Source organism: Nocardia sp. NPDC003183 (assembly GCF_053590715.1).
In genome coordinates this window covers 62,614-89,587 of the sequence record NZ_JBSFTG010000013.1, presented here as the reverse complement: position 1 = coordinate 89,587, position 26,974 = coordinate 62,614, and the positions used below count along the sequence as shown (strand labels likewise).

The window sequence follows — 26,974 nt, the reverse complement described above, 5'->3', positions numbered from 1 at the left end:
GGCGCGCAAGTATCCGGTGGCCCGGCGGACACGGTCGTACTAGCGTCAAAGGGTGGCAGTGAGTCTTTTGGGTAGGGCTGGTCACGAACCGGCCACACGCGAGTCCGGATATGCCGCGCATCGAGCGGGAGTGGAGCGACTGCTGGAAAGCTATCGCGCCATCCCACCCGGCGCCGTCGTCCGGCTGGCGAAGAAGACATCGAACTTGTTCCGGGCCAGGGCGGCACCCACCGCGCCCGGTCTCGACGTGTCCGGCCTCGGGCAGGTGATCGCGGTAGACCCGCAGGCCCGCACGGCCGACGTCGCGGGCATGACCACCTATGAGGACCTGGTGGCGGCCACCCTCCCCTACGGGCTGGCGCCGCTGGTGGTGCCCCAGCTCAAGACCATCACCCTGGGCGGAGCGGTGACCGGCCTCGGCATCGAATCCACCTCGTTCCGCAACGGTCTACCCCACGAATCCGTGCTGGAAATGGACATTTTGACCGGGTCCGGGGAGATCGTCACCGCGACGCCGACCGGCGAGCACGCCGACCTGTTCCACGGCTTCCCCAACTCCTACGGCACTCTCGGATACTCCGTCCGGCTGAAGATCGAACTCGAACCCGTCCTGCCGTTCGTGGAATTACGCCACGTGCGATTCCACGACCTGCGCGAACTGGAAGCCGAACTCGATCGGATCGTCGTCGAACGCCGCTTCCAGGACGAAGCTGTCGACTACATCGACGGCGTGGTGTTCAGCGCGAACGAGAGCTACCTGACCCTGGGTCGCCAGACCGACGAGCCCGGCCCGGTCAGCGACTACACCGGCATGGACATCTTCTACCGCTCCCTGCAGCACCCCGACGGCGTGATCCGGGACCGGCTGACCATCCACGATTACCTGTGGCGCTGGGATACCGACTGGTTCTGGTGCTCGCGCGCGTTCGGCGCGCAGAACCCGAAGATCCGCAGACTCTGGCCGAAGTCGCGCCGCCGCAGCAGTTTCTACTGGAAACTGGTCGCGCTCGATCGCAAGTACCACATCGACGACCGCAGGCAGGCCCGCAAGGGCAACCCGCCGCAGGAACGCGTCGTACAGGACATCGAGGTGCCGGTCCAGCACACCGCCGACTTCGTCGAATGGTTCCTGCGGGAAATACCCATCGAGCCGATCTGGTTGTGCCCATTGCGCTTGCGTGCGCTCGACGACGCGCCGGCGACGGACGGTGCGCGTCCGTGGCCACTGTATCCGCTCGAGCCACAGCGCACCTACGTCAATGTCGGATTCTGGTCGGCGGTGCCGACAGAGCGAGGTCAACCGGAAGGGGCGGCCAACCGCGCCATCGAGAAGATCGTGTCCGCGTTCGACGGACACAAGTCGCTCTACTCGGACTCCTACTACGACGAGGCCGAGTTCGCCGAGCTCTACGGCGGCGACACCTACACCGAACTGAAGACCCGTTACGACCCGGACCAACGACTGCTGAATCTGTATTCGAAGGCGGTGCAACGCAAGTGACGACATTCAAGGACCGATCCGAGGTATTGGCCGAGCTGGGCACCCGGCTCAACATCGCCGAGGTCGTCGAGAGCCTCGTAGACGGCGAAATCCCCGTCCGCCTGACCGCCTACGACGGCAGCGCGACCGGCCCGGAGGACGCGCCCTACGCGCTCGAGATCAAGACCCCACGCGGCATCAACTACCTGGCAGGCGCCCCCGGCGACCTCGGCATGGCGCGGGCCTATATCGCCGGCGACATGATCGCCGAGGGAGTGCATCCCGGCGACCCGTACGACATCTTGAAGGCCATGCAGGACATGAAGTTCCATCGTCCTTCGGCATTGTCGCTGGTCACCATCGCGCGCTCGCTGGGCTGGGAGCGGCTCAAGCCGATCGCGCCCCCGCCGCAGGAAACGCTGCCGCGCTGGCGCCGGATCGCGCTGGAAGGCTTACGCCACTCCAAGACTCGCGATGCCGAGGCGATCCACCACCACTACGACGTCTCCAACAAGTTCTACGAGTACGTCCTCGGCCCGTCGATGACCTACACCTGCGCGGTGTACGGCGACGAGGACTGGACGCTCGAGCAGGCACAGGAGAACAAGTACCGGCTGATCTTCGACAAGCTGCGCCTGAAGGAAGGCGACCGGCTGCTCGATATCGGCTGTGGCTGGGGCGGCATGGTCCGCTATGCGGCGCGCCGTGGCGTGAAGGTGATCGGGGCGACGCTGTCGGCCGAACAGGCCGCCTGGGCACAGCAGAAGATCGCCGAGGAAGGTCTCAGCGAGCTCGCCGAGGTCCGGCACAGCGACTACCGCGACATCCCCGAGGGCGAATTCGACGCGGTCTCCTCGATCGGCCTCACCGAGCACATCGGCGTGCACAACTACCCGTTCTACTTCGGCTACATCAAGGACAAGCTGCGGGTGGGCGGCCTGTTCCTCAATCACTGCATCACCCGCCACGACAACACCCGCACCACCAAGGCGGGCGATTTCATCGACCGCTACGTGTTCCCCGACGGGGAGCTGATCGGCTCCGGACGCATCATCTCCGATATCCAGAACGTCGGCCTCGAGGTGCTGCACGAGGAGAATCTGCGCGAGCACTACGCGCTGACACTGCACGAGTGGTGCAAGAACCTGGTCGCCAATTGGGACGCGGCCGTCGCCGAGGTCGGCGAGGGCACCGCGAAGGTGTGGGGCCTGTACATGGCGGGATGCCGACTCGGCTTCCAGCGCAACGTGATCCAGCTGCACCATGTGCTCGGCGTGAAGCTCGACGCGAACGGCGCCTGGGACGTCCCGTTGCGCCCGTGGTGGCAGCCGTAGGTCGCTGATCGCGGCCCGGGCCACCGGGCCGCGATCAGACCAGTAGTTCGTCGAGGAAGTGACCGGGCAGGGCGCGCAGGATCGGATGATCCTGCCCGTCATGGGATTGCGTGCGCAGTACGTGGAGCAGGCCCACGACCCCCGGCCCCGCGTCCAGCAGCGGTCTGGTCCAGCCCAGTTCGGCGCAGGTGCGCAGGACCGGAAGCACCAGCCCGGTCGCCTCCCCGACCCATCCCGCCGATGCGAGACACTCCGCGAGCAGCAAGGTCGCGTCCAATTCCGCCCGGGGACGGCCCTGTTCGAGTGTTTTCGCGTAGATCACCCGCGCATGGCGGGCCGCGCGATCATCGGCACGCAGGCGCTGTTCGGCCAGTAGCCGCCGAATGTCGGCGATGGCCCGCGCCTCGGTGATCAGCGCGGCGGCGCCCTTCTTGCGCCGTGCGCCGTTACCGGAGCTGTCGGGGACGAAGGTGTCTTCGCCGGTGGGGAATCCGAGCCTGGCCCGCTCGGCCCGCACATGCGCGTCCAGGCGAGCCAAGCCGTTCTCCGCAGCCACTCGCGCGCCTTCGTCGAGGCGGGCCGAGGCGGTGTACTGATCGCCGAGAGCCGCCTTCACCCTGGCACCGACCACGAAGGTCGCGATCAGGAAGTCGACGGGACCGACCCGGGTAACCAGCTCGTGGCTCTCGTCGAGGAGCCGATCGGCCAGCGCCAGATCGCCACGGCGATACGCCACTTCGCCGAGCAGGGCCGCCGCGATCCGCGCGGCGTCCGAGCGCGGCCCCGCCTTGGTCCGCGCGGCTTCGTATGCCTGCTCGAAAGAGGTGGTAGCAGAGGCGATGTCGAGGTGCTCGTAGGCGGCGTCGCCCAGCGCGCACAGCCCGAATACCGGACCGAGTGGGTCCTTCGACTGGGTGTGATAGTCGGCGGCCCAATCCTGGAGCTCGGTCACCGCGCTGAAGTCGAACTCGCACAGCCGAACGAACGACATCAGATTCGCGGCGGTCGACACCGTCCAGGCGGGCAGGTCGCCGGGTTCGTCCAGAATGGGTACCAGACTGTCGGCTACCTCGGTGATGTCATCGTGGGCTACCCGGTCGGCAGCGTCCAGCACCGTTGCGACACATCGCTGTTCGGTCAGTTCCGGTTCGCCGGGCGAGCTGCGGGCCAGCAGATTCGAGAGTCGGCCGAGCGCGTTGCGGGCCGTCCCCGTCTGCTGCATGTTCATATTCGCCCTGGCCACCGCCATCAACAGCTTCGACCGTGAGGTCACCTGCTGCACAGGTAGTTTCGAGACGGTGCCGAGCAGGGTGGCGAGCCGGGATCCGTCGATCAGGTCCATGCCCCCGCTCTCGAGCAGGTCGGCGGCGAGTTTGAGATCGGTCGCGGCCAGCGCGTGATCCACCGACTTGCGCAGCAGTTGATGCTCGGCGTACCAGCGTGCGGCCTTGCGGTGCAGCGCTTTCGAGCGCCCGGGATGTTCGCGGTCGAGGCGGGCGCGCAGATGCTCGGCGAACAGCGGTTGCATGCGGTACCACTCCGGATCGTGCTGGATCCGATGCAGGAAGAGCTCACGCTGCTCGGCCTGCTCCAGCATCGCCGCACCATCGGAGACATCGGCGAGCACCCCGGCCAGCGACCCGTTCACCCGCTCGACCACCGAGATCGCCATCAGGAACTCCAGTTGCTCGGGCGCCAGCGCGTCGAGCACGTTCTCGGCCAGATACTCGCGCATCCCGTGCCCGCCCTCGGCGAGCGAGGCGAGCAACTGGGCCGGATCGGCCTTGTCGCGCAGTGTGAGGCTCACCAGCTGGATCGCGGCGGGCCAGCCGTCGGTCGCGAGGTGGATCTGTTCGACCTGCTCGTCGGTGAGCGCGAAACCGTTGCGCTCCACCAGGATCTGCCGGGTCTCCGATTCGGTGAGCCGCAGCGCGGCCGCGTCCAGCTCCACCAGTTCGTCGCGCACCCGCAACCTGCTGATCGGCAAGCCGGACTGATCGCGGCTGGTGATGACGAACCGCACGTGGTGGCAGCCGTTGTCGAGCAGGGTCGCCATCGCGCGTTGCACGCCGGGATCGCGTACCCGGTGCCAGTCGTCCACCACGACGACCACCGGGCGCCCGCTCGCGTGGATCTCGTCGATCAGGGTGGCGATCACATAGGCGACCGCGTCGGCGGGCCGCTCCTCCAGCACCTGCTCGAGACCCGCGCCGACGTCGGGGCGCACCCGGCGGATGGCCTCGATGAGGTGGGCGAGGAACCAGATCTCGCTGTCGTCGTCCTGGTCGACGCCCAGCCACGCCACCGGAATGTCGCGGGTGGCCAGGTCGGCGCGCCACTGCGTGGCGATGGTGCTCTTGCCGAAACCGGCGGGCGCGTGGATCAGGGCGAGTCGGCGCTCGCCGCCCGCACGCAGCACGTCGAGCAGGCGCTGGCGCGGGAAGGGTTCGCGCGCGGGCGTGGGTGGGCGGAATTTGGTGGCGGCGGTCGGCGGAAACGTGCCGGTCGTCGAACCCGGCATGGGCACCGAGGCGCCTGCGGCCTGCAGGGTCAGCGGCCAGCTGCGGCGGCCGGTGACCGACTTCAGGACCTCCGGGGCGTCGTCGGTGGTCTCCTCGGACTCGAGCAATGCCATTTCGTCGGGCATCTGGCCGTGCGCACGCTGCACTTCGCGGAGCAGTTCGCCGAACTCGTAGGCCGAGGCCGGGCGGTCGGCGGGCTCGGGGGACATGGCCCGTTCGATCACTTCCGCCACGTCGCCGGGGATGTCCTGAGCGCGCAGGTCGGGGACATGCTGGGTGGTGATGCGCAGGAATTGCGCGACCACCTTCTCCCCCGCCTGGCGTTCGAACGCGGCATGGCCGGTCAGCAGGGCGAACAGCGTCGCGCCGAGACCGTAGACATCAGACCGCACGGTCGGTTCACTGCCCTTGAGCAATTCCGGCGCGGTGAACGCGGGCGAACCGGTGATCAAGCTGCTCGACGTCTGGAATCCGCCGGGGATGCGGGCGATGCCGAAATCGGTGAGTTGCGGTTCGCCATACCCGCTGATCAGCACGTTCGCCGGTTTCACATCCCGGTGCAGGATGCCCGCCCGATGCGCCGATTCGATCGCCGCGGCCAGCTTCACCCCGGCGCGCAGAGTATCCGACCAGGTCAGCGGGCCACGATCGTGGATGAGGCGTTCGAGTGAACCGCGCGAGGCGTAGGGCATCACGATCAGCGGCAGCCCGGTCGCGGTCACGTCGACCTGCAGGATGTCGACGATATTCGGATGTCCGGACAGCCTGCCCATCGCCTGTTCCTCGCGCAGGAACCGTTCCCGGCTCTCCACATCGATCTCCGAGGACAGCACCTTCACCGCGACCACGCGATCCAGCGCCGGCTGCAATGCGCGGTACACCACGCCGAATCCGCCGCGCCCGATCTCCTTGGCCCCCGTGAGGCCCATGGCATCGAGTTCCGCGATCACGGCCTCGTCGGGCACTCCCGGCGCCACCGTCCGCTGCGTATTGAGCTCCACCGGCGCCGCCTCGGCCAGGCCGCGCCGCATACGCGTCTGCTCCGGATCCATGTGACCACCTCTCACCATCGGCGTCACCGGCGTTTCGGTCGGCATGCGGGGAGGTCACCGACATCACCGCACATATCCAAGCTAGCGCGATCCGGCGTCTATCGGGTGGAGATTCGACGCTGTGGCGGCAACGGTTGTCCGAAACCCGCGGTTCAGCGCACCGCGAGCGCGATCAGCTGAGTGCGCTGTTCGGACGCGAAGTTGTTGTCCGCGACCAGCACCAACGTGCGCTCACCCGAGGGCAGGCGCGGGCCCCAGGTCATTCCCTCGATGTTGTCGACGGCCTCGATCCCCAGATCGGCGAGGTCGGCGACGAGCCGCTTGGCCACCGGGCGAGCACCCGCGATCGGCGCGTCGAGCACGGTACTCGCGGCCGTGGTGTCGATCTCGAAGATCCGCACCCGATTCCCCACCCCCTTGGCGAAAGCCCGTTCGACCACCAGGAATCGGGTCGGATCGAAGCTGTCGTCGGCGAGGATCGCGGTCACGCCGTTGCTCGCCTGCCCGGCCTCCGGCCGCGACTCGGCGAACACCGGCTCCAGCGGGTACGCGTACTGCGCGAGCACCGGCCCGAACCTGGCCTGGACGGTGATCCGCGTCGTGGCCCCCGCCGTCGTGGTCGCGCCCGGACCGTCTTGGAGCAGCGGCCCCTCCATCGCGGTCACGAACAACGCCCCACCGGCCGCGAACGTCGCCCCCTCGAGCGCCTGATTCTGCCGTGGCCCCGAATCAGCGCGCATCCGTTCGTTTTCCGGAATCGGCAGCTCCGCGACGAACCCGCCGTCCGCGCGAGCCACCCGTACCGAAGGATCGGCAAGCACCTCACCGGTCCGCTCGCCCTCCTGTGTCCAGAAGTAGTCTCCCGTCCACGGATCAACCCGAATGTCCTCGGGATCCACCGATTTCGGCGGATACACGCCGCCGTCCGCCCGCAGCAGCGGCTTCGTGCCGGTGACGCTCACGGGCCCGATACCCGTCTCCCCCACTGGAATCCGAGCCGTGTACACCCTGGCGGGCCCCTTTTCCGACCGGTCATCGCTGATCAAGACGAATTCACCGGCGTCGGCGCGATAGTCGATGCCCGACAGCCCGCCGACCACCGTCTCCCCGAATTCGACGTCGTGCCCCACGACCTGTTCCCCCAGCACCCGCACGCCATCGACCGCGGCCCCCGCGTCCGGCACCGCGCCCCCCGCGACGACAATTCCCAGAACCGCTGCAGCCACCCGACGTCCCATGACCGACAAGCTATCCACCGCACCACACCCCCAGGTGAACACCACCCGAACTGTCGGTCGCCGCCCTACCACCTCCGAAGTCCGAGCTGGACTCTTGGTTGGCCCCGACAACGGCGAACGCCCGCCACCTCGTTGAGGTGACGGGCGCCGACCCGGTGCGAAACCGGGAACTACCGACTTACTTGCGCAGCGAGGCCGGGACCTCGAAACGCGGGCCGAACTTCGCGGCCAGCTCGTCGGCGCGGGCCACGAAGGCCTCCTGGCCACCGGGGTAGCCGACGATGAACTGGTGCGAGCCACCCGACCAGGCCGGGAAGCCGATGCCGAAGATCGAGCCGATGTTCGCGTCGGCGGTGCTGGTGAGCACGCCTTCGTCGAAGCACTTCTGGGTCTCGATGGACTCGGCGAACATCATCCGGTCCTTGAGGTCCTGGAAGGTGACACCCTCCGGGAGCTCACGGCTCGAGCTGAAGATCTCGCGCAGCTCGTCCCACAGGCCGGTGGCCTTGCCGTCGACGTACTCGTAGAAGCCCGCGCCGCCCAGCTTGCCCTTGCGGTCGTACTTGTCGATCAGGGTGTTGAGGACCTCGGCGGTCTTCGCGGACGCGGCGTTGAGCTCACCACCGGCGGCAAGGATGGCCTCGGAGGTCTCCTTGTAGATCTTCTGCATGGTGGTGAAGTTCAGTTCGTCGCTGAGCTTCAGCGGCGCGGCCGGGTAGCCCGCCTGCAGACCGGCCTGCTCGACGGTGGCCGGGTCGACACCCTCGGCGACCATGGAGATGGCCTCGTTGATGAAGGTACCGATCACGCGCGAGGTGAAGAAGCCACGGCTGTCGTTGACGACGATCGGGGTCTTCTTGATGGCGAGGGTGTAGTCGTACACCCGGGCCAGCGCCTCGTCGGAGGTCTTCTCGCCCTTGATGATCTCCACCAGCGGCATCTTGTCCACGGGGGAGAAGAAGTGGATACCGATGAAGTCCTCGGAGCGCTTCACACCGTTGGCGAGCAGGGTGATCGGCAGGGTCGAGGTGTTCGAGCCGAGCAGGGCATCGGCGTCGACGATGTCCTCGATCTCCTGGAAGACCTTGTTCTTGAGGTCCGGGTTCTCGAACACGGCCTCGATCACGAAGTCGACGCCCTTGAAGTCGGCGGCGTCCGCGGTCGGGGTGATGCGAGCCAGCAGCGCGTCGGACTTCTCCTGGGTGGTCTTGCCACGCGAGAGAGCCTTGGCCTCGATGGCCTCGGCGTAGCCCTTGCCCTTGACGGCGTTGGCGAGCTCGACGTCCTTGAGGACGACGTCGTAGCCGGCCTTGGCGGAGACGTAGGCGATGCCCGCGCCCATCATGCCGGCGCCGACGACACCGATCTTCTTGATCTCACGCTTGGGCACATCCTCGACGGACGGACGCGAGCCGCCACCGTTGATGTGGTTGAGGTCGAAGAAGAACGCCTGGATCATGTTCTTCGCGACCGGACCGGTCAGCAGGCTCGTGAAGTAACGGCCCTCGATGGTCAGCGCGTTGTCGATGTCGACCTGCGCACCCTCGACCGCCGCGGCCATGATGGCGCGCGGGGCGGGCATGTTGGTGCCCTTGATCTGCTTGCGCAGGTTGGCCGGGAACGCGGGCAGGTTCGCCGCGAAGGCCGGGGTGGACGGGGTGCCGCCGGGGATCCGGTAGCCCTTCTTGTCCCACGGCTGCGCCGCTTCGGGGTTGGCCGCGATCCACACCTTGGCGGCGGGGATCAGTTCCTCGACCGTGGCGACGACCTCGTCGATCAGGCCGATTTCCTTGGCCTTGGTGACGCGGTGACGCTGGCCCTGCAGCAGCACCTGCATCAGCGCGTTCTGCAGGCCGAGCATGCGCACGGTGCGGGTCACGCCGCCGCCACCGGGCAGCAGGCCCAGGGAGACCTCGGGCAGGCCGATGGCCGAACCCTTGACGTCGGCCGCGATGCGGTAGTGGGTGGCCAGCGCGATCTCCAGGCCGCCACCGAGGGCAGCGCCGTTGATGGCGGCGACGACCGGCTTGCCGAGCTGCTCGAGGCGACGCAGCGGGGCCTTCACGTCGGTGACCATCTTGACGACCTCGGCCGCGTTGTCCGGGCCGACCTTCATCATGTTCTTCAGGTCGCCGCCGGCGAAGAAGGTCTTCTTGCCGGAGGTGATGACGACACCGGTGATGTCGTCCTTCTCCGCCTCGAGGCGGTCGACGGTGGCGTTCATCGACGCGAGGTACGCGTCGTTCATGGTGTTGGCGCCCTGGCTGGGGTCGTCGATAGTGAGGACGACCACGCCGTCGGCGTCCTTCTCCCAGCCGATGATGTTGTCAGTCATAGTTTTTCGTTCTCTCCTATGAGAAGTGAAAGTCGGCCGGAGCTCAGACGCGCTCGATGATGGTGGCGACGCCCATGCCGCCGCCGATGCACAGGGTGATCAGGCCGTAGCGCGCGTTGCGACGCTCCAGCTCGTCGAGCACCGTGCCGGTGATCATCGCGCCGGTGGCACCCAGCGGGTGGCCCATCGCGATCGCGCCACCGTTGACGTTCAGCTTCTCGTCCGGGACGTTCAGGTCCTTCTGGAACTTCAGCACCACGGAGGCGAAGGCCTCGTTGATCTCGACGAGGTCCATGTCCTCGATCGTCAGACCGGCCTTGGCCAGCGCCTTCTTGGCGGCCGGGGTGGGACCGGTGAGCATGATGGTGGAGTCCGCACCGGAGGTGGCGGTCGCGACGACGCGGGCACGCGGGGTCAGACCCGAGTTCTTGCCCGCCTCTTCGGAACCGATCAGCAGCAGGGCGGCGCCGTCGACGATGCCCGAGCTGTTGCCACCGTGGTGGACGTGGTTGATCTTCTCGATGTAGGTGAACTTCTGCAGCGCGACGGCGTCGAAGCCACCCATCTCACCGATGCCGGCGAAGGCCGGGTTCAGCTTGCCGAGGTCGGCGGCGGTGGTGCCGGGACGCATGTGCTCGTCGTTGTCGAGCACGACCAGGCCGTTGATGTCCTTGACCGGGACGATCGACTTGGCGAAGTAGCCGCCGGTGGTCGCCGCGGCGGCCAGGTCCTGCGAGCGCACCGCGTAGGCGTCGACGTCATCGCGGGTGAAGCCCTCGATGGTGGCGATCAGGTCGGCCGAGATGCCCTGGGGCACGAAGTAGCCGTCGTAGTTGGTGGCCGGGTCGAGCGCCCAGGAGCCGCCGTCGGAGCCCATCGGTACGCGCGACATCGACTCGACGCCACCGGCGATGACGAGGTCGTCGAAGCCGGAGCGAACCTTCTGCGCAGCCAGGTTCACGGCCTCGAGGCCGGAAGCACAGAAGCGGTTGAGCTGGAAGCCACCGACGGTGTCGGGCAGGCCGGCGATGGTGACCGCGGTGCGGGCGATGTCCATGCCCTGGTCACCGACGGGGGTGACCACGCCGAGGATGAGGTCCGAGATCTGGTCCTCGTCGAGGTTCGGGAAGCGGCCACGCAGCTCCTGGATCAGACCAACAGTCAGATCGATCGGCTTGACCGAGTGCAGCGAGCCGTTCTTCTTGCCGCGGCCGCGCGGAGTGCGGATGGCCTCGTAGATGTAGGCCTCTGTGGTCATATCGGAGTGTTTCCTTCCTTGGGGTGCGGTGGCCGCACGAACGCCACGACCAATTGTCTCGACGCCGTACAAATCCCGGCAAACACCAGCGGAGCATAGAACCATGCTCATCCGGTGAAACCGGCCACCCGTTCATACTACCGTGGTGTGCGAACTCCGGTTAACTTAACGCGGTACGGACGGTGGCTGTCAACCATCCAGACTCTTTGCTCCGAACTGTTCACGTAGCAACGCCAGCGCGACCTCGTCCGGGTCTTGACGGTCACCGGGAGCCACCGGCACCGCGGCGGCGGCCAGCATCTCCCGTTCTTCCTCCGGGGTCGGCGGGGCGAGAACGGCGGCGCTGCGCGCGGAATCGCCACCGGACCGGGACTCGGACCCCTCGTCCGGGCCGGGGTCGTCGGGGAGGTCAGGGAAATCCGGCGGCGGAATGTCATCGTCGGACGGCCGGTTCGCCCGGTTCGGCGACTGGTTGCCCGCCGCCTGGCTCGGCCGCGAGAACTTGGGGCGTCCCGCGGGCTTGCCCTCCGGATTTCCCGGCCCCCGCGCGGGCCCGGCCTTAGCGGCGGGCGCGGGTCGCGGCGCGGGCGCACCGGTCTCCCAGCGCACATCCAGTTCACGCCCGAGCACGGCCCGCACCGCCGAACGCACTGCTTCGATATTGCGCGGATCGGACAACCGCTGCGCCAACGGCGCGGCCGGATGCGCGAAAACGATCACCTCGCCCTCGACCCGCGACACCGCCGCCCCCGATAACAGCGCCTGCAAGGTAGCCCCGAACTCCCGCACCCTGCCCTTGATCTCCGGCCACGCGGCATCGACGATCCCGACCAGATCCTCGGTGGGTGCCGCGCCGACCGGCGGCTCCACCTGTGCAGAAGCAGTCTCGACCCGCGACGGCGCTTCGGCTTCACCCAGTTCGGGTTCCGGCTGAACCGGCGAATCCACCTGCGGTGCTACCGCTTCCGGAATCGAGTCGATGTCGGCTGCGCGCGAGCCGCTGCCGGTCAGACGGGTCGCCTCGACCTCGGGAGAATCTGCCGCGAGCCGCTGGGAAGCGACTCTTTCCGACGAGATGTCAACGGCACTGTGCCCGGAATCGATGGGCGGCGCGGAGGGCTCGAGCTGCGCGGGCGGTGCCGTCGGCGCGGGCGGTGCCGTTGGCGCGGGCGGTGCCGTTGGCGCGGGCGGTGCCGTCGGCGCGGGCGGTGCCGTCGGCGCTGCCTGCTCGGGTGATGCGGTCGGTGCCGACTGTGCCGTCGGCGCTGCCTGCTCGGGCGGTGCGGTCGGCGCTTGCGGTGCAGCCGGTGTGGCCGATGCTTGCGGTGCGGTCGGCGCACTGGGCGCAGACACTGTCGGGGACACACTCGGTGCGGACGTCACAGGGGCTTGCGGTGCAGCCGGCGTGGCCGCTGCGTGCGGTGCGGTCGGCGAACCGGGTGCAGACACTCTCGGGGACACACCCGGTGCGGACGTCACGGGTGCCGGCGGTGTGGCCGGGGCCGCGGTCTTCTGTTCCGCGACAGCAGGGCTCGCGGCGCCGGATGCCGACGATCCGCTGGTCGCCGCTTCCTTCTCGGCGCGCGCGGCGGCGAGGAGTTCCGCACCGCGGCGGCCACGGGAGGCCGGGACGGCCGGGCGTTCGGCGGGTGACTCACCCGCCGCAGGCCCCGGGCGGGCGGGCGCGGGGGCCGATCCGCTCGCGAATCCGCGTTCCAGCCGTTCCAGCCGTTGCAGGGTGGCCGACTCGGCGTCGGACACCGACGGCAGGAGCATGCGGGCGCAGATCACTTCGAGGAGCAGGCGCGGGGCGGTGGCGCCGCGCATTTCACCGAGGCCCTCGTGCAGGAGTTCGGCGTAGCGGGTGAGGGTGGCGGGGCCCAGACGTTCGGCCTGGTCACGCATTCTTTCCAGGACGTCGCCTGGACCGGAGACCAGGCCGCGGTCGGCGGCATCGGGGACCGCGCGCAACAGGATCAGGTCGCGCAGCCGTTCGAGCAGGTCGACGGCGAACCGGCGCGGGTCGTGGCCCGCTTCCATCACCGAATCGACCGTGTTGAACAGGGCCGCACCATCATCGGCGGCCAGCGCGTCGATGGCGTCGTCGATCAGCGCCACATCGGTGACGCCGAGCAGCGAGACCGCGCGCGGGTAGGTGACACCGTCCGGCCCGGCGCCGGCCAGCAGCTGGTCGAGCACGCTCAGGCTGTCGCGCGGCGAACCACCACCGGCCCGGATGACCAGCGGGTACACCGCCTCCTCCACCGGTACGTGCTCCTGCTCGCAGATCTTGCCGAGCAGTCCGCGCATGGTGGCGGGCGGCAGGAGCCGGAACGGATAGTGGTGCGTGCGTGAGCGAATCGTCGGCAGCACCTTGTCCGGCTCGGTGGTGGCGAAGATGAAGATCAGGTGGGCGGGCGGTTCCTCGACGATCTTGAGCAGCGCGTTGAAACCGGCCGTGGTGACCATGTGCGCCTCGTCGACGATGAACACGCGGTAGCGCGACTCGGCGGGCGCGTAGAAGGCGCGATCGCGCAGCTCGCGGGTGTCGTCGACACCACCGTGACTGGCCGCGTCGAGTTCGATCACGTCGAGATTGCCCGAGCCGCCCGGCCCGAGCGCCACACACGACGAGCACGTGCCGCACGGGGTCGACGTCGGCCCGTCCACGCAGTTCAGCGACCGCGCGAGGATGCGCGCGGACGACGTCTTACCGCAACCACGCGGCCCGGAGAACAGATACGCGTGACTGATCCGTCCGGTATCCAGCGCTGTACTCAGCGGGTCGGTGACGTGCTCCTGACCCACTACTTCTGCGAATGTCGCCGGTCGATACTTCCGGTACAGAGCCACGACCCACAGGCTACCGAGAGTGTCCGACAGGGTTTATCGGCGGCTGGCACTGTACCCGCGCGCGGTAACGAAGCCTTGATAATGATGTGATCTAAATCACATTGAATTTCGCGGTATGGAGCGTAGGTGCAAAGCGTGCCGCTAGGCGCAACGGCTGAGCTATCGACTGCCGCACACGTGGCGAATCCGCCATCGAACAGTCTGTTGATACTGGTTGTGACAGCAATCCAAACCAATTCCCCGATTGACGGCCCCATACCGGATGTAACGAAACAATGAACGGTCGTGACAGCGGCGCAAGTGCCTGGCTACCGTGGATCTCGGCAACTTCGGTGGCCAAACCTTCATCAGGTTGGTGACCCCGGCCGGTCCCTCATCCCGACCGGGGCACAACCTTCGCGCACCGATCGCTCCCCCACCGCACCGACCGGAGGAACGTTTCACCGTGCTGTCGTGTGATGACATCGCAACCGCCTGGCTCGCCCACACCGACTTCGCCGGCGACAACGCCGCAGTCGGGCTACTGAGCCGGGCGATCAGCCCACAAGACTTCGACATCAAACGCGACTCGTTACCCGTCGCTGCCGCAGCCGACCCGGCGACCGCCGACGCCATCCTGCAACTGCTCGAACGCGGGCAGGTGCCGACGATGGCGGCCATTCGCACGCTCACCGCGCAGAACGAGATGCGCCGCGAGGCCGAGCGGATCGAGCGGCTCGGCCGTCGCGCCCAGCGCAGCATCGACGAGTTCGGGCGCGTGCTGGCCCGCCTCGCCGCGGCGCACTGGACCGACCACGATATCGGCCCCACCAGGCGCGATATCCTCGCCGATGCCGAGGTCTGCACGCTCATCGCCGAACGGGTGGGTGAGATCGCGCCGTCGGCGGTCAAGCATCTGTGGCTGATCGAACGAGCGCAGCGCGCGGGCTGGATCGCCTCGAACGCGAGCCCCGGTTCGCTGTGCCCGGCGCGGCGCTGGCACACCACCAAATACGGCAACCGGGTCTCGCAGAAGCCGGTCAACATGATCGGCAAGCTGGTCGCGGGCTTCGTCGTGGAACACACCGCCGACCGGGGCAAGCCGCCGAGCTGGGCGGTGCTCGCCCGCGACGCGCGCGACGATCGCGGCCGCCGCCTGTTCTTCGACGTGGCCGACGCGCATGCCCAGCGCCGCTGGCTCACCACTGCCGAGTGGCTCGCCGACGGCGATGACCTGCCCGTTCCCGGCAAGCGCGGCGTGCGGGCGCTGGCCAAGGAAAACCGGGGCTAGCGCCGCCATCCGTGGTGAGTGTTCGGTAACTTTCTCGCAACGCATCCACGCGTGAAAGGAGTTACCGTGCCCGCAACGATCGACCCGGCGGCCACTGCTTGGCTACTCGCGGCCACCGCCATGGTGCTGTTGATGACGCCCGCACTGGCCGTGTTCTACGGCGGGATGGTGCGCTCGACCGGCGTGCTGAACATGCTGATGATGAGCTTCATCGCGATCCCGCTGGTCACCGTGGTCTGGCTGGTCGTCGGCTACAGCCTCGCGTTCGGCGACGACGCGGGTGGTGGTCTGATCGGCGATCTCGAGCATCTCGGGCTGGCCGGGATCAATCCCGACTCCGTCCGCGGCACCATTCCGGAGCTGCTGTTCGTCACCTTCCAGCTGACGTTCGCGATCCTGACCGCCGCCCTGGTCTCCGGCGCCATCGCCGACCGTGCCAAGTTCGCGGGCTGGATGGTGTTCGTTCCGCTGTGGACGCTGGCGGTGTACGCGCCGATCGCGCACTGGGTGTGGGGGCCGGACGGCTGGCTGCTGAACTTCGGCGCGCTCGACTACGCGGGCGGGCTGGTGGTCGAGATCGCCTCCGGCGCTTCCGCCCTCGCCTTGGCGCTGGTCCTCGGACCGCGCATCGGTTTCAACATCGATGCGATGCGTCCGCACAACCTGCCGTTCGTGCTGCTCGGTGCCGGTCTGCTGTGGTTCGGCTGGTTCGGTTTCAACGCGGGCTCCGCGCTGGGCGCCACCGGCACCGCGGCGGCTGTCTTCCTGAACACCCTGGTCGCGGGCAGTCTCGGTATGCTCGGCTGGCTCATCGTCGAACAGATCCGCGACGGCAGGCCCACCACGTTCGGTGCGGCTTCGGGCGCGGTGGCCGGTCTGGTCGCGATCACCCCGTCCTGCGGCGTGGTGAACACCCTCGGTGCGGTGCTGGTCGGCTTGGCCGCCGGCGTGGTGTGTTCGTTCGCGGTCGGCTGGAAACACAAAGCGGGCTATGACGATTCGCTCGACGTGGTCGGTGTGCACTTCGTGGGCGGCATCGTGGGCACGGTCCTGATCGGCCTGCTGGCCACCCAGGTGATGACCGGCGGCGTGAACGGGCTGCTCTACGGCGGCGGCCTCGCCCAGCTCGGCAAGCAGCTCGTCGCGGTCCTGGTGGTCGCGGCGTACGCCTTCGCGGTCTCGTGGGTGCTCGGCAAGGGCATCGACAAGGTCATCGGCTTCCGGGTGAGCAAGGAAGACGAAACAGCGGGCATCGACTTCGCCCTCCACGCCGAAACCGCCTATGCCGAAGGGGTGCACGGCTCCTCTCCCCGCCGCTTCGGCGAGGGCCACTACGGCAACTAACTGACCTCGTCGGCTGGTGCCAACCAGGTGTTGCATTCGAAATTGCGGTTCTTCGAGTAGCCCTGGTTGTACCAGTTGCCGTTGTGGTCCGGGGTGCCGTGATCGCGGTGGCGGCCGTCGCCGTCACCGCGGTTGTAGTTGTGCTTCACCGCGGCGTAGCCCTCCTGCGAGGTCCACGAACCGCCTGCTTCCGACGAACCGATGTACATGCCGCCGAAACAGCTGGCCTGCAGCTCCATTCGACGCGAGGTCTCCAGCCCGCCCGCCGACATCGTGCCCTGCTCGCGACGCTGGTTCGACGAGGCCTGCATCAAACCGGTGAGCCCCTGGATGTGGTGACCGTATTCGTGGGCGTAGACCGACAGCGCCTCCATCGGCGGATACGGGGTGTTGTGCAGCACCAACCCCTCCGTCGACATGTAGATGGTGCTAGAGGCACTGCAGTAGAACGCGTCGCTGGTTGAACCACCACACGGCGACGACAGCTGCGACGGCTGTTCCGCGACAACCAGACCCGGGCTCTGGAAGGGCAGATTCGCGGCGGTCAGATTCGACCGCCACATCTGATCGAGGCACACCTGAGCCGCCGCGAAGAACGCCTTGGCCACCGCCGCGGCGGTCGACCATCGCGGCAGATCGCAGTCCATGTTCGTCAGGCCCGCGTCGTCGTTGCTGAACAGCGGATGCTGACCGAGGGCGATAACAGGTTGCGGCCCCGCCGGTTTGGTCGTTGTCGGCGCCGTGGTGCGCGCGGTGGTCGTAGCGCGCGCTGTCGTCGGATTCGTGGTCGGCACCGGCGAATTCGAGCTGTAGGTGAAACTCGGCGGCGTCGTCTTGGCGACCGAGCCCGGCGAGCTCTGATCGGACAGGGCCACCGCGGCGACCAGCAACCCGATGACCCCGAACACGGTCAACACCGTCAACACCGCACCGACCGCACCCGAACCGCCCCGACGCGGCGGCGGATACCCCTGCGGCGCATAGCCGTAAGGCGGCGGCAACGGTCTGCCGTAGGGCGGCATCGCCGGCTGTCCATACGGCGGCATCTGTCCCCCATACGGCGGCATCTGCCCGCCATACGGTGGCGGCAGGGGCCTACCGTATGGCGGTTGCGGAGGAGGCGGGGGATACATGAAATCACCTGACAACTGGTCACGCGCGGATATGGGTAACTCACCGGGAACGGGCTGACTCACCCCGCGCCCCGCCGTCGGCCGCTCACGCTACCGGTGTGGCGCCCGAGCCCGGCAGGCGCGGAGAGGCGGGGTGCCTCAGTTCACTTCGCTCGCAGCGACGGTGAAGGTGTTGCACTGGGCCGTGAGGTTGCGGTCCAGGCCGGTTTCGAACCACTGGCCGCCGTGCTCGGCGGTGCCGTGGTCGCGCATGTCGCCGGGGCCGTCACCGCGGCCGTAGGAATCCTTGGTGGCGACCGTGACCTGCGAGGAGGTCAGCGAACCACCGCCCTTCGAGGAGGCGATGAACATGCCGTCGAAGCAGTTGGCCTGCAACTCGACTCGGCGCGAGAGCTCCAGACCCTTGGCCGAGCGGGCGCCCGCGTCGACGCGCTCGCTGTTGGCCTTGCGCAGGATGCCCGACTGGGCCTGCACGTGGTGGCCGTACTCGTGCGCGAACACCGACAGGTACACCACCCAGTTGTCGCGGAACTGCTCGGTCTGCAGCTGGCTGATCGGCATGTAGATGGTCTTGTTCGCCGGGCAGTAGAAGGCGGCGAAGTTGCTCGTCGACCCGGTGCACGGGGTGGTGATGCCGTCGGTGGTCGCGGTGACGCTGAGCGTCGGCGACTCGAAGGGCAGATTGTTCTCCGCCAGCAGCGGTTTCCATGCCGACTCGAGGCACTTGGCGGCCGACTCGAAGAAGGCGCGCGCCTTGTCCACCTGCGTGCCCCACGGCGCGTAATTGCACGATGCCGGGACCAGGGTGCCGTCGGAGTCGGTGAGCAGCGGGTTGTCGCCGGTCGCGGCGGGCGCGGTCCCCGGCTGCGGGGTATAGGTAGTGGTCGGTTTCGGACCGATCGCGCCGATCCCGAGGTCGACGCCGGTATTGACGGCGTACTTCACCAGCCCGCCGACCAGCAGGAAGATGACGACCAGGATTGCCGAGGTGAAGCCACCGCCCCGCTTACGCGGCGGCGGAGTCGGCCTGCCCGGCGGCCCGTAGGGCATCGGCGGCGGGCGGTAACCCGGCGGCGGACCATACGCCGGACGCTGCCCATAACCCTGTGGATAGCCCTGCGGCTGTGGATAACCCGGCTGCCCATATCCCGGTTGTGGCCGGTATCCCGGGGGCGGACCATAGCCGGGGGGTGGTGGAACCGGTCGTCCACCTGGGCCGTTCGGCCCATAACCGTACGGTGGTTGAGTCACTCCCCCGTACCCCCCTCGTCTCATGAGTCGTCGACAGCCGCTGACGCAGAATAGCAAGCTGTCTAGAGTAAGCACCCATGCTGACTTTTCGGGGGGGCGCCGCTGGCGCGCTGCTGCTCGCTGCGGCGGGTTTGCTCGTGGCCGCGCCGGTAGCCCATACGGAGCCCTCCACCTCCGGTGTTTCGATCACCGCCGACCTCACGCTCACCGAAACCGGTGTGCTCGAAGTCATCGAAACTGTCGCGGTACCCGCCGACGGAAATTTCACGATGTCGCTGCCGTTGCGCCTCAAGGTCGGTGACGACGTGGAACGGGTCTTCAAGGTCACCGATGTGACCGCGAGCGGTACGGGCACCGCCACCACTGTCAACGACCAGTTCGTCGTCGAGGCGAAGCCGGGCGAATCGAAGTTCACGTATACGGTGCACAACACCGTCTCCGACATGCCGGGCACGCAGGTGTTCCACTGGCTGGGCGTGCTCAACGCCGATATCGCCGTGCTCGACGTCTCGGTGATCAGCCCGAGCTTCCAAATGGGCATCGTCGACTGCAAACTCGGCTCCGCGGGCAATGCCAAGCCGTGCGCCGATGTCCACACCGAACCCGACGGCGTGCTGTATCTGCACCAGACCGACCTGCGCAAGGGCGATGCCATCGACCTCACCTTGCAGATGCCGCCCGGCACCGTGCCCGCGAATGCCGATGTGCGCGGCGGCGGTACGGGCCCGTTCGCCTTCACCACCCCCGTGCTCGCGGCCTTCGGCGCCTTCCTGCTCGCGCTGGCGGGCATGATCGCCTACGTACTGCTGGCGCGGAAGCGGGCTGCCGCCGCGGTGGCGGGTAGCGACACCTTCGATCCGCTGATCCAGCAGGCAGGCCGCGTCGAGTTCACCTCCCCCGACGGCGTGCTCCCCGGCGAAGCCGGCCTGATCATCGACGAACACGCCGATCCGGTCGACATCGCCGCCACCGTCGTCGATCTCGCCGTCCGGCGCTACCTGTGGATCACCCCCGTGAACGCGCGGGGCGAAGACGATTGGCGCATCAGCCGCGTCAACGCCCCCGACGACCAGCTGCGCGAATACGAGCGCACCGTCTACGACATGCTGCTGCCCGAAGGCACCGACACCGTCGCCGTCCGCGAACTGCGCGCCCCCGGCCGCCTGCAACTGGACCCGATCCGCGCCGCCATGCGCAACGACGCCGTCGCCACCGGCGCCTTCGCCGACCCGAAACAGCGCGCGCTCCCCCGCTGGATCGGCGCCGCCCTGATCGCCCTCGGCCTGATCATCACGGTCACCCTCGCCCTGACCGCGGGACACGCCCTGGTCGGCGTGGCCATCGCCCTGGCAGGCGGAGCGGCGATGCTGCTCCCCAACTACCTCCCCACCCGAACCCCACTCGGCGACACCGTCGCAGGCCGAATCCGCGCGATGCACCGTGGTCTCGACACCGTCGTGCGCGACCGGATCCCGCCCATCGACCAGGAGACGATCTTCTCCCGCGCCCTCCCCTACACGGTGATCAGCGGCCGAGCGGACAACTGGATCCGCACCTTCCGCGACATGAACCCCGCAGCCGACTCACAGCCCGGCCTCTACTGGTTCGCCGGCTACGACCGAGACCCCAACCTCCACCGCTTCGCCGCCCAGTTCCCGTTCTTCATCACCGCACTGGAAGGCGCCTTCAACCCGCGCTGAGCGACCTGGGCATACGAAAAGGCCCTGCCACTCATGAAGAGTCGCAGGGCCTTTCTCGGCTCTCACACCCGGCGGATAGCCGCCAACGGATCCGCGTACAGCGCGCTCAGCGAAGTAACCACCGCCGCGAACTCCTGGACCTTCCCCCCGAATCCACTGATCCGGATATCGGTGGCCGCCAACTGCGTGCTCTGCGAAAACGAGCGAGCCACATGCCCCAGCGCGGGCCGGTACCCCGTGAACGCCTGACCGCCCAGCACAACTCGATCCGGGTTGAGCATGTCGCGAACCAGCGCGACAGTCTGTCCGAGCATCGTCGCCCGCTCGGCGAGCAGTTCCCGCGCCGATTCGGACCCGGACTCGGCCGTCCGATACAGATCATTGATCGTGGTCCCGGCAGTCCCGTTGTGCGCCGGGATGATTCCGCGGCCGACAGCCCGCGCCTGCAGGGCCCGATCACCGACGGTCACTTCCAAGCATCCACGCCGGCCGCACGTGCACTGCACATCGGAGCCCGTCGGCAGATGCGCGATCGACCCAGGCCCGTTGCTCGGGGTGTGTACCCGGCCGTCGAGGGTGACGGCGATGCCCGCGGTCTCACGGACGTAGAAGTAGAGGCTGCTGCCGTGCTGAGCAGCGGGAAGTTCGGTATCGGGCTCGGGCCTGCGCGCGTCGAAGGTGGGCAGCAGCAGCTCCGAGGCAGCCATCGCCTCGACGTGCGGCGCGACGGAAACCGGCAGCTCGAGCACATCGCCGAGCACCTGCCCGATCGGCGCACCCTTCCATTCCAGCTTCGGATGGTCGACCACACCGCTCTGCGGATCCACCCGCCCACCGATGGCCACACCCGCCCACAGCGGCGTCCGCCGATGCCACCGCTGCAGGAACGCCTTGGCGCTGCGCGCGACGGTGGTGACCGCGAATTCCTGCCCGGTCTGCGGTGTGGCGATGGCGAGCCCGCCGAGAATGCGGCCACGCAGATCAGCGGCGACGATCTTCGTCGCCTCGGCGCCGATATGAATGCCCAGCGTCAGGTAGGCGTCGTGATCGATCTCGAAGGGCACCCGCGGCCTGCCGACCGCGCCCGCGGCGGTCAGATCGGGCCGCTCACGCAGCAGTCCGGCCGAAAGCAGCGACGCCACTTGCCGATTGACGGTGGCGATACTCAAACCCGTTGCTCGCGCGGCGTTGTCGCGCGAGACCGGACCGGAGGCCGCGGTACGCAGCACCGCTGCGGCGGGGTTGTCGCTACGCCGCAGCTCCGGCGGCACAACGGGGCGGGAAACACGAGGGCGACCGGCGCCCGTCCGGGAGACGGGGCGATCGATGATGGGAGCAGACATATGAAGTTCCTTGCCAAAAATCCCGTTATCCCAACGGGATTGCCTACACGTGGGGCGTGGCAGCTCGCGAACCTGAAGGGCTCAGCTGCAGAAGCAGGAACGACACAGTTCGCGCGTCAACGGCAACCGCAAGCCCAGAGCGGCGGTCACGTACGTGACCCGCTGGGCGGGGAGATGGTTGCTGGACATAACAATCAAGTTAACACCTAATCCCGACCCATCCAAGCCAAACCGGCGAATTGTGCGCTGAGGCACATCATCGCCGCAGGTCAGCGGGGGCACACGACAGGCGCAATGGGTACAAACGGGGGAAACCCTCTGCGGGAACCGAGTTCCCGCAGAGGGTTTCGACGATCCGGTCGGACTTACTTGGCCGGCGCGTTGAAGGGCGCGGAGATCGTGGAGAAGTACTGGATCGCAGCACCGATCGCCACCGGGGCGGTGATGAAGATCTGGCCCAGGATGACGCCGAGGGCGCCGATCGTGGTGGCGCCGACGACGCAGCCGCCGATGCCGCCGGGGAGGGCGCCGAAGATCGCGCCGAGCACGCCACCGGCGACCAGGCCGCCCGCCGCACCCGCGACGCAACCGAGCGCGGCGCCGCCGAGGCCACCGACCAGGGTGCCGATCGCGGCACCCAGCGAGATGGTGGAGGTCAGACGGCTCCAGGCGGCCTGCTCACGCTCGTACTCGGTCTTCCACGGCGCCTTGTCCTCGTAGGGCAGCGCGACCGGCTTGTAGACAGCCTTGGCCGGATCCAGCTGCGGGGTCAGGGTCGCGGTGTTGCCCGAGATCTCGGCCGCGATCGGCAGCTCGAACTCGTCGAGGCGGAAACTCAGGGGGGTGCCCGCGAGGGTGGCGCCGTTGGGGGCCTTGATCTTGAAGACACCGTCCTCTTCGACCAGCGAGCCGGCATCGGTGGTGATGACGGCCTTCGAATCGTCGACGACCTCGGCGGTGTAGTTGATCGGGGCGGCTTCCTCGGCCGGCGCGGCGTTCACGGTGCCTGCCGTGATGCCCGTAGCCACGGTCAGGAGCGCCGCGACAACGGCGAACTTCCTCATCTTCATAAAACTGCCAATCCCTCATCTGTTGTGGAGCTGTTCGAGATGCAAGCTTCGAGCAGATCCACCCTCGTGACGAGGGAAAAAAGCAGCTAGATCTTAACTAGGAATTCATTTCGAGGCTTTGGCCGCCGCCTTGGCCTGCTTCTTGAATTCTCGTACTTCCGACAATGTTTCGGCATCGACGACGTCGGCGACCGAGCGTCGCGACCCGTCGTCGCCATAGGATCCGGCCGCTTTTCGCCAGCCGTCGGGCTGCACGCCCCGCTGTTTTCCGAGCAATGCGAGGAAGATCTTCGCCTTCTGCGCCCCGAACCCCGGCAGGTCCTGCAACCGGCGCAGCACCTCCGCGCCGTCGGGATCACCCGCGGTCCAGATCTGCGCAGGTAGGCCGTCATAGTGCTCGATCACATACTGGGCGAGCGCTTGGGCCCGCCGCGCCATCGACCGCCCATAACGGTGAATCGCCGGTGGGGTGGCCGCGAGTTCCTCGAATTCGGCCGGATCCGCTTCGGCGATGCGGCGCAGATCGAATCCGCCCATGCGCTCGGCGAGTTTGCGCGGCCCACGAAACGCGTGCTCCATCGGATACTGCTGGTCGAGCAGCATTCCCAGCAGCAGCGCGAAATCGTCGGTGCTGAGCAGTTCGTCGGCCTCGGATTCCTGCGCGAGGCACAGCGTGCGAGTCATACATTCATCGTGACACATTTCACCAGTAGCCTCTGAGTCCATGCTCACGAGGACTGCTCCCACTCTGGCGGTGCGAATGACCGACTACACCCCACGCCCGGCCCGCTTCGACCGAGCGGCCCGGGATCAGCTGATCGACGCCCATGATCTGGAAGTCACCCGACCCGGTATGCGCGCGCTCGGCGCCTGGAGTCACACCGCGCTGGCGCTGCGGCCCGGCGAGAGCGCGCTCGACATCGGGTCGGGCACCGGATCGGAGGTGTTCACCTTCGCCGAGGAAGTCGGGCCCCACGGCACCGCGATCGGCGTCGAGCCGGATCCGCATCTGCTCGCCTCGGCGCAGCGCCGCGCGATCGAGTCCGGGTCGAGCGCGAGCTTCGTCTCCGGCGATGCCTACGGCTTACCGTTCGGCACCGATACCTTCGACGCGGTGCTGTGCGAACGGGTGTTCCAGCACCTCACCGCACCCGCGCGGGCGGCGGCCGAGATCGCCAGGGTGCTGCGGCCCGGTGGGCGCGCGGTGGTGGTGGACTGCGACTGGGCGACCGCGATCGTGCATCCCGGCAACCCCCGGGTGGTGAGCGCGGTGATCGACACCCTGATCTCCTCGACCACCAATCCGCTCTCGGGCCGACGCCTCCCCGGGCTGCTCAGCGGCACCGGCCTGGTGGTCGAGGAGATCGGCTCACACGCACTGGTGCAGGACCGAACGGTCGGCGCGGGAGCGCTGGTGCGCCGCATCGCGGACCTGGCCGCCCTGCGCGGGGCGATCACCGCGAGCGATCGCGATCAACTCCTCGCCGACCTGCAGGCAGGCGCGGACCGCGGCGACATCCATATCTCGGTCACCCTGTTCGGCACGCTGGTGACCAAACCGCACTGAGCGATCTCAGAGCAGCTTCTCCGTGGCCGCGAGCAGCACGCAGGTCGCGAGTCCGTCCATCGCCTTCTCCAGTTCCGGCAGCTGCGGGAAGCTGGGGGCGATGCGGATGTTCTTGTCCTCGGGATCCTTGCTGTACGGGAACGCCGAGCCCGCGGCGGTGAGCGCGATGCCCGCCTCCTTGGCCAGCGCGATCACCCGGGCCGCGGTGCCCTCGAGCACGTCGAGGCTGATGAAGTAGCCGCCCTTCGGCTCGGTCCACGACGCCACCTTCGACGCGCCGAGGCGGTCTTCCAGGATGCGGCGCACGAGCGCGAACTTGGGTTCGAGCAGCGCACGGTGCTTCTGCATGTGGTCGCGCACACCCTCGGCATCGGTGAAGAAGCGCAGGTGCCGCAGCTGGTTGAGCTTGTCGGGGCCGATGCTCTTCTTCGAGGCGTGCGACAGATACCAGTCGATGTTGGCCTGTGACGCTCCGAAGAAGCTCACGCCCGCACCGGCGAAGGTGATCTTGGAGGTCGACGCGAACACCAGCGGACGGTTCGGGTTGCCCGCCGCCTCGGCCAGGCCGAGTACGTCGACGACCGGCGCCGCGATATCGGTGAGCGGGTGCACCGCGTAGGCGTTGTCCCAGAACAGCCGGAAGTCCGGTGCCGCGGCGGGCAGCGAAACCAGTTCGCGGACAATCTCTTCCGAGTAGACGACACCGGTGGGGTTGGAGTAGTTCGGCACCGCCCACAGGCCCTTGATCTGCGGGTCGTTCGCCAGCAGCGTCGCGATGGCGTGGACATCGGGGCCGTCGTGGCGCATCGGGATGGTGATCATCTCGATGCCGAGCGCCTCGGTGATGGCGAAGTGACGGTCGTAGCCGGGGGCCGGACACAGCCACTTGATCGGCTCGTCGCCGACCCAGCGGCGCGGGGAGTCGGGGGTGCCGTAGAGCATCGAGAACACGATGATGTCGTGCATGATCTCGAGGCTGGCGTTGTTGCCCGCCAGCAGTCGCTCGACGGGGATACCGAGCAGTTCGCCGAAGATCGCGCGCAGTTCCGGCAGACCGGTGAGGCCGCCGTAGTTGCGGCAGTCGGTGCCCGAGCCGTCGCGGAAGTCGCCCTCGCCCGGCAGGGACAGCAGCGACGAGGACAGGTCGAGTTGCTCCGGCGAGGGCTTACCTCGGGTGAGATCCAGCGTGAGCTTCTCAGTTTTGAGCGTCGCGTATTTCGCGGTCTGGGACTCGTGCTCGGACACGAGTTCCTCGTGGCTCATCAAACCGATCTGCGTTTGCCGGGGCATCCTGGGCAGCCTTTCGAAGCAGCAAGGGGGTGCACGCTATGCGTGCTGACAGGCGCAACGTTACCCGGCGATTGCCCGCAATCGGCGGGGTATCGGGGCCGGGATCAGGCTCGCACGCTGCGAAGGTGCGTAGGCCGATCGGTCGGAGCGGGGACCCCTGAAATTAAAGGGGACCCCGCGCACCCGGCAGAGCCCGTTGACCCTTGCTGCCTTCCGGCCCTGGGGGAGTTCACAGGATGCTCGCCGCGCGGGATCCGTCGGCCAGTGTAGCGGTTGTTCGCGGTACTAGCGATTCCGGTCTTCGAACAGCAGGTCGGCGGCGCGCGTGAGGACCTCGACGCGGGTGCGGCCCGCGTGATCGGCGGCCAGGAAGTGGCTGCCGATGGTGGCGCAGAAGGCGAGCAGACTCCTGGCTTCGACCTCGTCGGGATCTTCGCAGAACACGCCGATTGTCTCGCGCAGCAACGCCATTCGCGTGTTGTCGACGCGGCGAAGGCGTGCGGCGACGTCGTCGTCGCGGCGGGCCCAGTCGCGGATCGCGAGGTCGATCGGGAGCAGTCGATTGCTGGAGAAGGTGAGCAGGCCCGCCACGCGCGCCTTGGTCTTCGGGTCGAGGGTTTCGACGCGTTCGAGCACCTGGTCTGTCGCTTCGCTCTCCCACACGTCGAGCATCGCGGTGAGTAGTGCGTCACGGTCGGCGAAGTAACCGTAGAACCCGCCTTTGGTCACGCCGATGCGCTTGGCCAGCGCCTCGACCCGCACGGCGTCGACGCCGGAGGACGCCAGTACGGCCAGGCCCTCCTCGACCCATCTGGCCCGGGGCGTTCGCGCGGTTCCCACGACGTGTTCCACCTCATATCCCTCGACGACGAGCGCATCCGACCGGTCGATACTCGAGTGTACGCAACCGTATAACCGCCGCGGCGACGGTGAC

Annotated in this window: 18 protein-coding genes and 1 other RNA gene; 6 read left to right on the top strand and 13 right to left on the bottom strand. The window is 67.9% G+C overall.

What is annotated here, in order from left to right; genetic code table 11:
- Positions 1-58: 58 nt before the first annotated feature.
- Together ACWDXS_RS27945 and ACWDXS_RS27940 are read left to right on the top strand one after the other, a co-directional pair.
- On the top strand, positions 59-1,501 hold the full coding sequence (locus ACWDXS_RS27945; RefSeq protein ID WP_449970243.1) for an FAD-binding oxidoreductase: 1,443 nt from the start codon (positions 59-61) through the stop codon (positions 1,499-1,501).
- Complete coding sequence (locus ACWDXS_RS27940) at positions 1,498-2,814, top strand: class I SAM-dependent methyltransferase (RefSeq protein WP_378994398.1); 1,317 nt, start codon at positions 1,498-1,500, stop codon at positions 2,812-2,814. The genes ACWDXS_RS27945 and ACWDXS_RS27940 overlap by 4 nt, the downstream gene beginning before the upstream one ends.
- A 34-nt stretch (positions 2,815-2,848) precedes the next feature.
- Here the strand turns inward: ACWDXS_RS27940 and ACWDXS_RS27935 are convergent, their stop codons facing one another.
- From ACWDXS_RS27935 to ACWDXS_RS27915, 5 genes are all read right to left on the bottom strand, one after another.
- Positions 2,849-6,388: a protein kinase domain-containing protein gene (locus tag ACWDXS_RS27935; protein WP_449970093.1), complete on the bottom strand. Its 3,540-nt coding sequence runs from the start codon at positions 6,386-6,388 to the stop codon at positions 2,849-2,851.
- 152 nt (positions 6,389-6,540) lie between these two features.
- Entirely contained in the window at positions 6,541-7,614 is a 1,074-nt protein-coding gene (locus tag ACWDXS_RS27930) for an esterase-like activity of phytase family protein (RefSeq protein ID WP_449970090.1), read from the bottom strand.
- Between the two features lie 190 nt (positions 7,615-7,804).
- A complete protein-coding gene (locus tag ACWDXS_RS27925) occupies positions 7,805-9,961 on the bottom strand; it encodes a 3-hydroxyacyl-CoA dehydrogenase NAD-binding domain-containing protein (RefSeq protein ID WP_378994405.1) in 2,157 nt (718 codons plus the stop codon).
- Between the two features lie 43 nt (positions 9,962-10,004).
- On the bottom strand, positions 10,005-11,219 hold the full coding sequence (locus tag ACWDXS_RS27920; RefSeq protein WP_379219863.1) for an acetyl-CoA C-acetyltransferase: 1,215 nt from the start codon (positions 11,217-11,219) through the stop codon (positions 10,005-10,007).
- A 189-nt stretch (positions 11,220-11,408) separates the two neighbouring features.
- Entirely contained in the window at positions 11,409-14,072 is a 2,664-nt protein-coding gene (locus ACWDXS_RS27915) for a DNA polymerase III subunit gamma and tau (RefSeq protein WP_449970085.1), read from the bottom strand.
- Between the two features lie 445 nt (positions 14,073-14,517).
- On the opposite strand from ACWDXS_RS27915, the gene ACWDXS_RS27910 reads away from it, so the two are divergent.
- Complete coding sequence (locus tag ACWDXS_RS27910) at positions 14,518-15,342, top strand: hypothetical protein (protein ID WP_378994412.1); 825 nt, start codon at positions 14,518-14,520, stop codon at positions 15,340-15,342.
- Positions 15,343-15,408: 66 nt separating this feature from the next.
- Positions 15,409-16,686 (top strand): ammonium transporter, encoded by a 1,278-nt coding sequence (locus tag ACWDXS_RS27905; protein WP_449970082.1) that lies wholly within the window; start codon positions 15,409-15,411, stop codon positions 16,684-16,686.
- Here ACWDXS_RS27905 and ACWDXS_RS27900 read toward each other — a convergent pair.
- Together ACWDXS_RS27900 and ACWDXS_RS27895 are read right to left on the bottom strand one after the other, a co-directional pair.
- The gene (locus ACWDXS_RS27900) at positions 16,683-17,732 is read right to left on the bottom strand and encodes a neutral zinc metallopeptidase (protein WP_449970079.1); all 1,050 of its coding nucleotides are present in this window, start codon (positions 17,730-17,732) and stop codon (positions 16,683-16,685) included. The genes ACWDXS_RS27905 and ACWDXS_RS27900 overlap by 4 nt on opposite strands.
- A 225-nt stretch (positions 17,733-17,957) precedes the next feature.
- Positions 17,958-18,869 (bottom strand): neutral zinc metallopeptidase, encoded by a 912-nt coding sequence (locus ACWDXS_RS27895; RefSeq protein ID WP_378994418.1) that lies wholly within the window; start codon positions 18,867-18,869, stop codon positions 17,958-17,960.
- A 278-nt stretch (positions 18,870-19,147) separates the two neighbouring features.
- Between ACWDXS_RS27895 and ACWDXS_RS27890 the strand changes: the two genes are divergently transcribed.
- On the top strand, positions 19,148-20,770 hold the full coding sequence (locus ACWDXS_RS27890) for a DUF2207 family protein (RefSeq protein WP_387445940.1): 1,623 nt from the start codon (positions 19,148-19,150) through the stop codon (positions 20,768-20,770).
- A gap of 62 nt (positions 20,771-20,832) precedes the next feature.
- Here the strand turns inward: ACWDXS_RS27890 and ACWDXS_RS27885 are convergent, their stop codons facing one another.
- The 3 genes from ACWDXS_RS27885 to ACWDXS_RS27875 form a co-directional block, all read right to left on the bottom strand.
- Positions 20,833-22,113 carry an ROK family protein gene (locus ACWDXS_RS27885; protein WP_449970075.1) on the bottom strand — a complete coding sequence of 427 codons (1,281 nt, stop codon included), beginning with the start codon at positions 22,111-22,113 and terminating at the stop codon, positions 20,833-20,835.
- A 365-nt stretch (positions 22,114-22,478) separates the two neighbouring features.
- Positions 22,479-23,183, bottom strand: coding sequence for a hypothetical protein (locus ACWDXS_RS27880; RefSeq protein WP_378638579.1), 705 nt, complete (start codon positions 23,181-23,183; stop codon positions 22,479-22,481).
- Between the two features lie 105 nt (positions 23,184-23,288).
- On the bottom strand, positions 23,289-23,867 hold the full coding sequence (locus ACWDXS_RS27875; RefSeq protein WP_378994424.1) for an HhH-GPD-type base excision DNA repair protein: 579 nt from the start codon (positions 23,865-23,867) through the stop codon (positions 23,289-23,291).
- 76 nt (positions 23,868-23,943) lie between these two features.
- Between ACWDXS_RS27875 and ACWDXS_RS27870 the strand changes: the two genes are divergently transcribed.
- Positions 23,944-24,750 (top strand): methyltransferase domain-containing protein, encoded by an 807-nt coding sequence (locus ACWDXS_RS27870; RefSeq protein WP_378994506.1) that lies wholly within the window; start codon positions 23,944-23,946, stop codon positions 24,748-24,750.
- A gap of 6 nt (positions 24,751-24,756) precedes the next feature.
- Here the strand turns inward: ACWDXS_RS27870 and ACWDXS_RS27865 are convergent, their stop codons facing one another.
- From ACWDXS_RS27865 to ACWDXS_RS27855, 3 genes are all read right to left on the bottom strand, one after another.
- Positions 24,757-26,040 carry an aminotransferase class I/II-fold pyridoxal phosphate-dependent enzyme gene (locus tag ACWDXS_RS27865; RefSeq protein WP_449970070.1) on the bottom strand — a complete coding sequence of 428 codons (1,284 nt, stop codon included), beginning with the start codon at positions 26,038-26,040 and terminating at the stop codon, positions 24,757-24,759.
- A gap of 164 nt (positions 26,041-26,204) precedes the next feature.
- Positions 26,205-26,299, bottom strand: an RNA gene (gene ffs, locus ACWDXS_RS27860) — signal recognition particle sRNA small type.
- 26 nt (positions 26,300-26,325) lie between these two features.
- Positions 26,326-26,880, bottom strand: a complete 555-nt coding sequence (locus ACWDXS_RS27855; RefSeq protein ID WP_378660906.1) for a TetR/AcrR family transcriptional regulator — start codon at positions 26,878-26,880, stop codon at positions 26,326-26,328.
- Positions 26,881-26,974: the final 94 nt, after the last annotated feature.

What these genes read in the sequence shown, in the direction of transcription:
- ACWDXS_RS27935 (WP_449970093.1), bottom strand. Translation starts at nt 6,388, where the DNA reads ATGGATCCGGAGCAGACGCGTATGCGGCGCGGCCTGGCCGAGGCGGCG.
- ACWDXS_RS27925 (WP_378994405.1), bottom strand. Translation starts at nt 9,961, where the DNA reads ATGACTGACAACATCATCGGCTGGGAGAAGGACGCCGACGGCGTGGTC.
- ACWDXS_RS27920 (WP_379219863.1), bottom strand. Translation starts at nt 11,219, where the DNA reads ATGACCACAGAGGCCTACATCTACGAGGCCATCCGCACTCCGCGCGGC.
- ACWDXS_RS27900 (WP_449970079.1), bottom strand. Translation starts at nt 17,732, where the DNA reads ATGCCGCCGTATGGACAGCCGGCGATGCCGCCCTACGGCAGACCGTTG.
- ACWDXS_RS27895 (WP_378994418.1), bottom strand. Translation starts at nt 18,869, where the DNA reads ATGCCCTACGGGCCGCCGGGCAGGCCGACTCCGCCGCCGCGTAAGCGG.
- ACWDXS_RS27890 (WP_387445940.1), top strand. Translation starts at nt 19,148, where the DNA reads ATGCTGACTTTTCGGGGGGGCGCCGCTGGCGCGCTGCTGCTCGCTGCG.
- ACWDXS_RS27885 (WP_449970075.1), bottom strand. Translation starts at nt 22,113, where the DNA reads ATGTCTGCTCCCATCATCGATCGCCCCGTCTCCCGGACGGGCGCCGGT.
- ACWDXS_RS27880 (WP_378638579.1), bottom strand. Translation starts at nt 23,183, where the DNA reads ATGAAGATGAGGAAGTTCGCCGTTGTCGCGGCGCTCCTGACCGTGGCT.
- ACWDXS_RS27875 (WP_378994424.1), bottom strand. Translation starts at nt 23,867, where the DNA reads ATGACTCGCACGCTGTGCCTCGCGCAGGAATCCGAGGCCGACGAACTG.
- ACWDXS_RS27870 (WP_378994506.1), top strand. Translation starts at nt 23,944, where the DNA reads ATGACCGACTACACCCCACGCCCGGCCCGCTTCGACCGAGCGGCCCGG.
- ACWDXS_RS27865 (WP_449970070.1), bottom strand. Translation starts at nt 26,040, where the DNA reads ATGCCCCGGCAAACGCAGATCGGTTTGATGAGCCACGAGGAACTCGTG.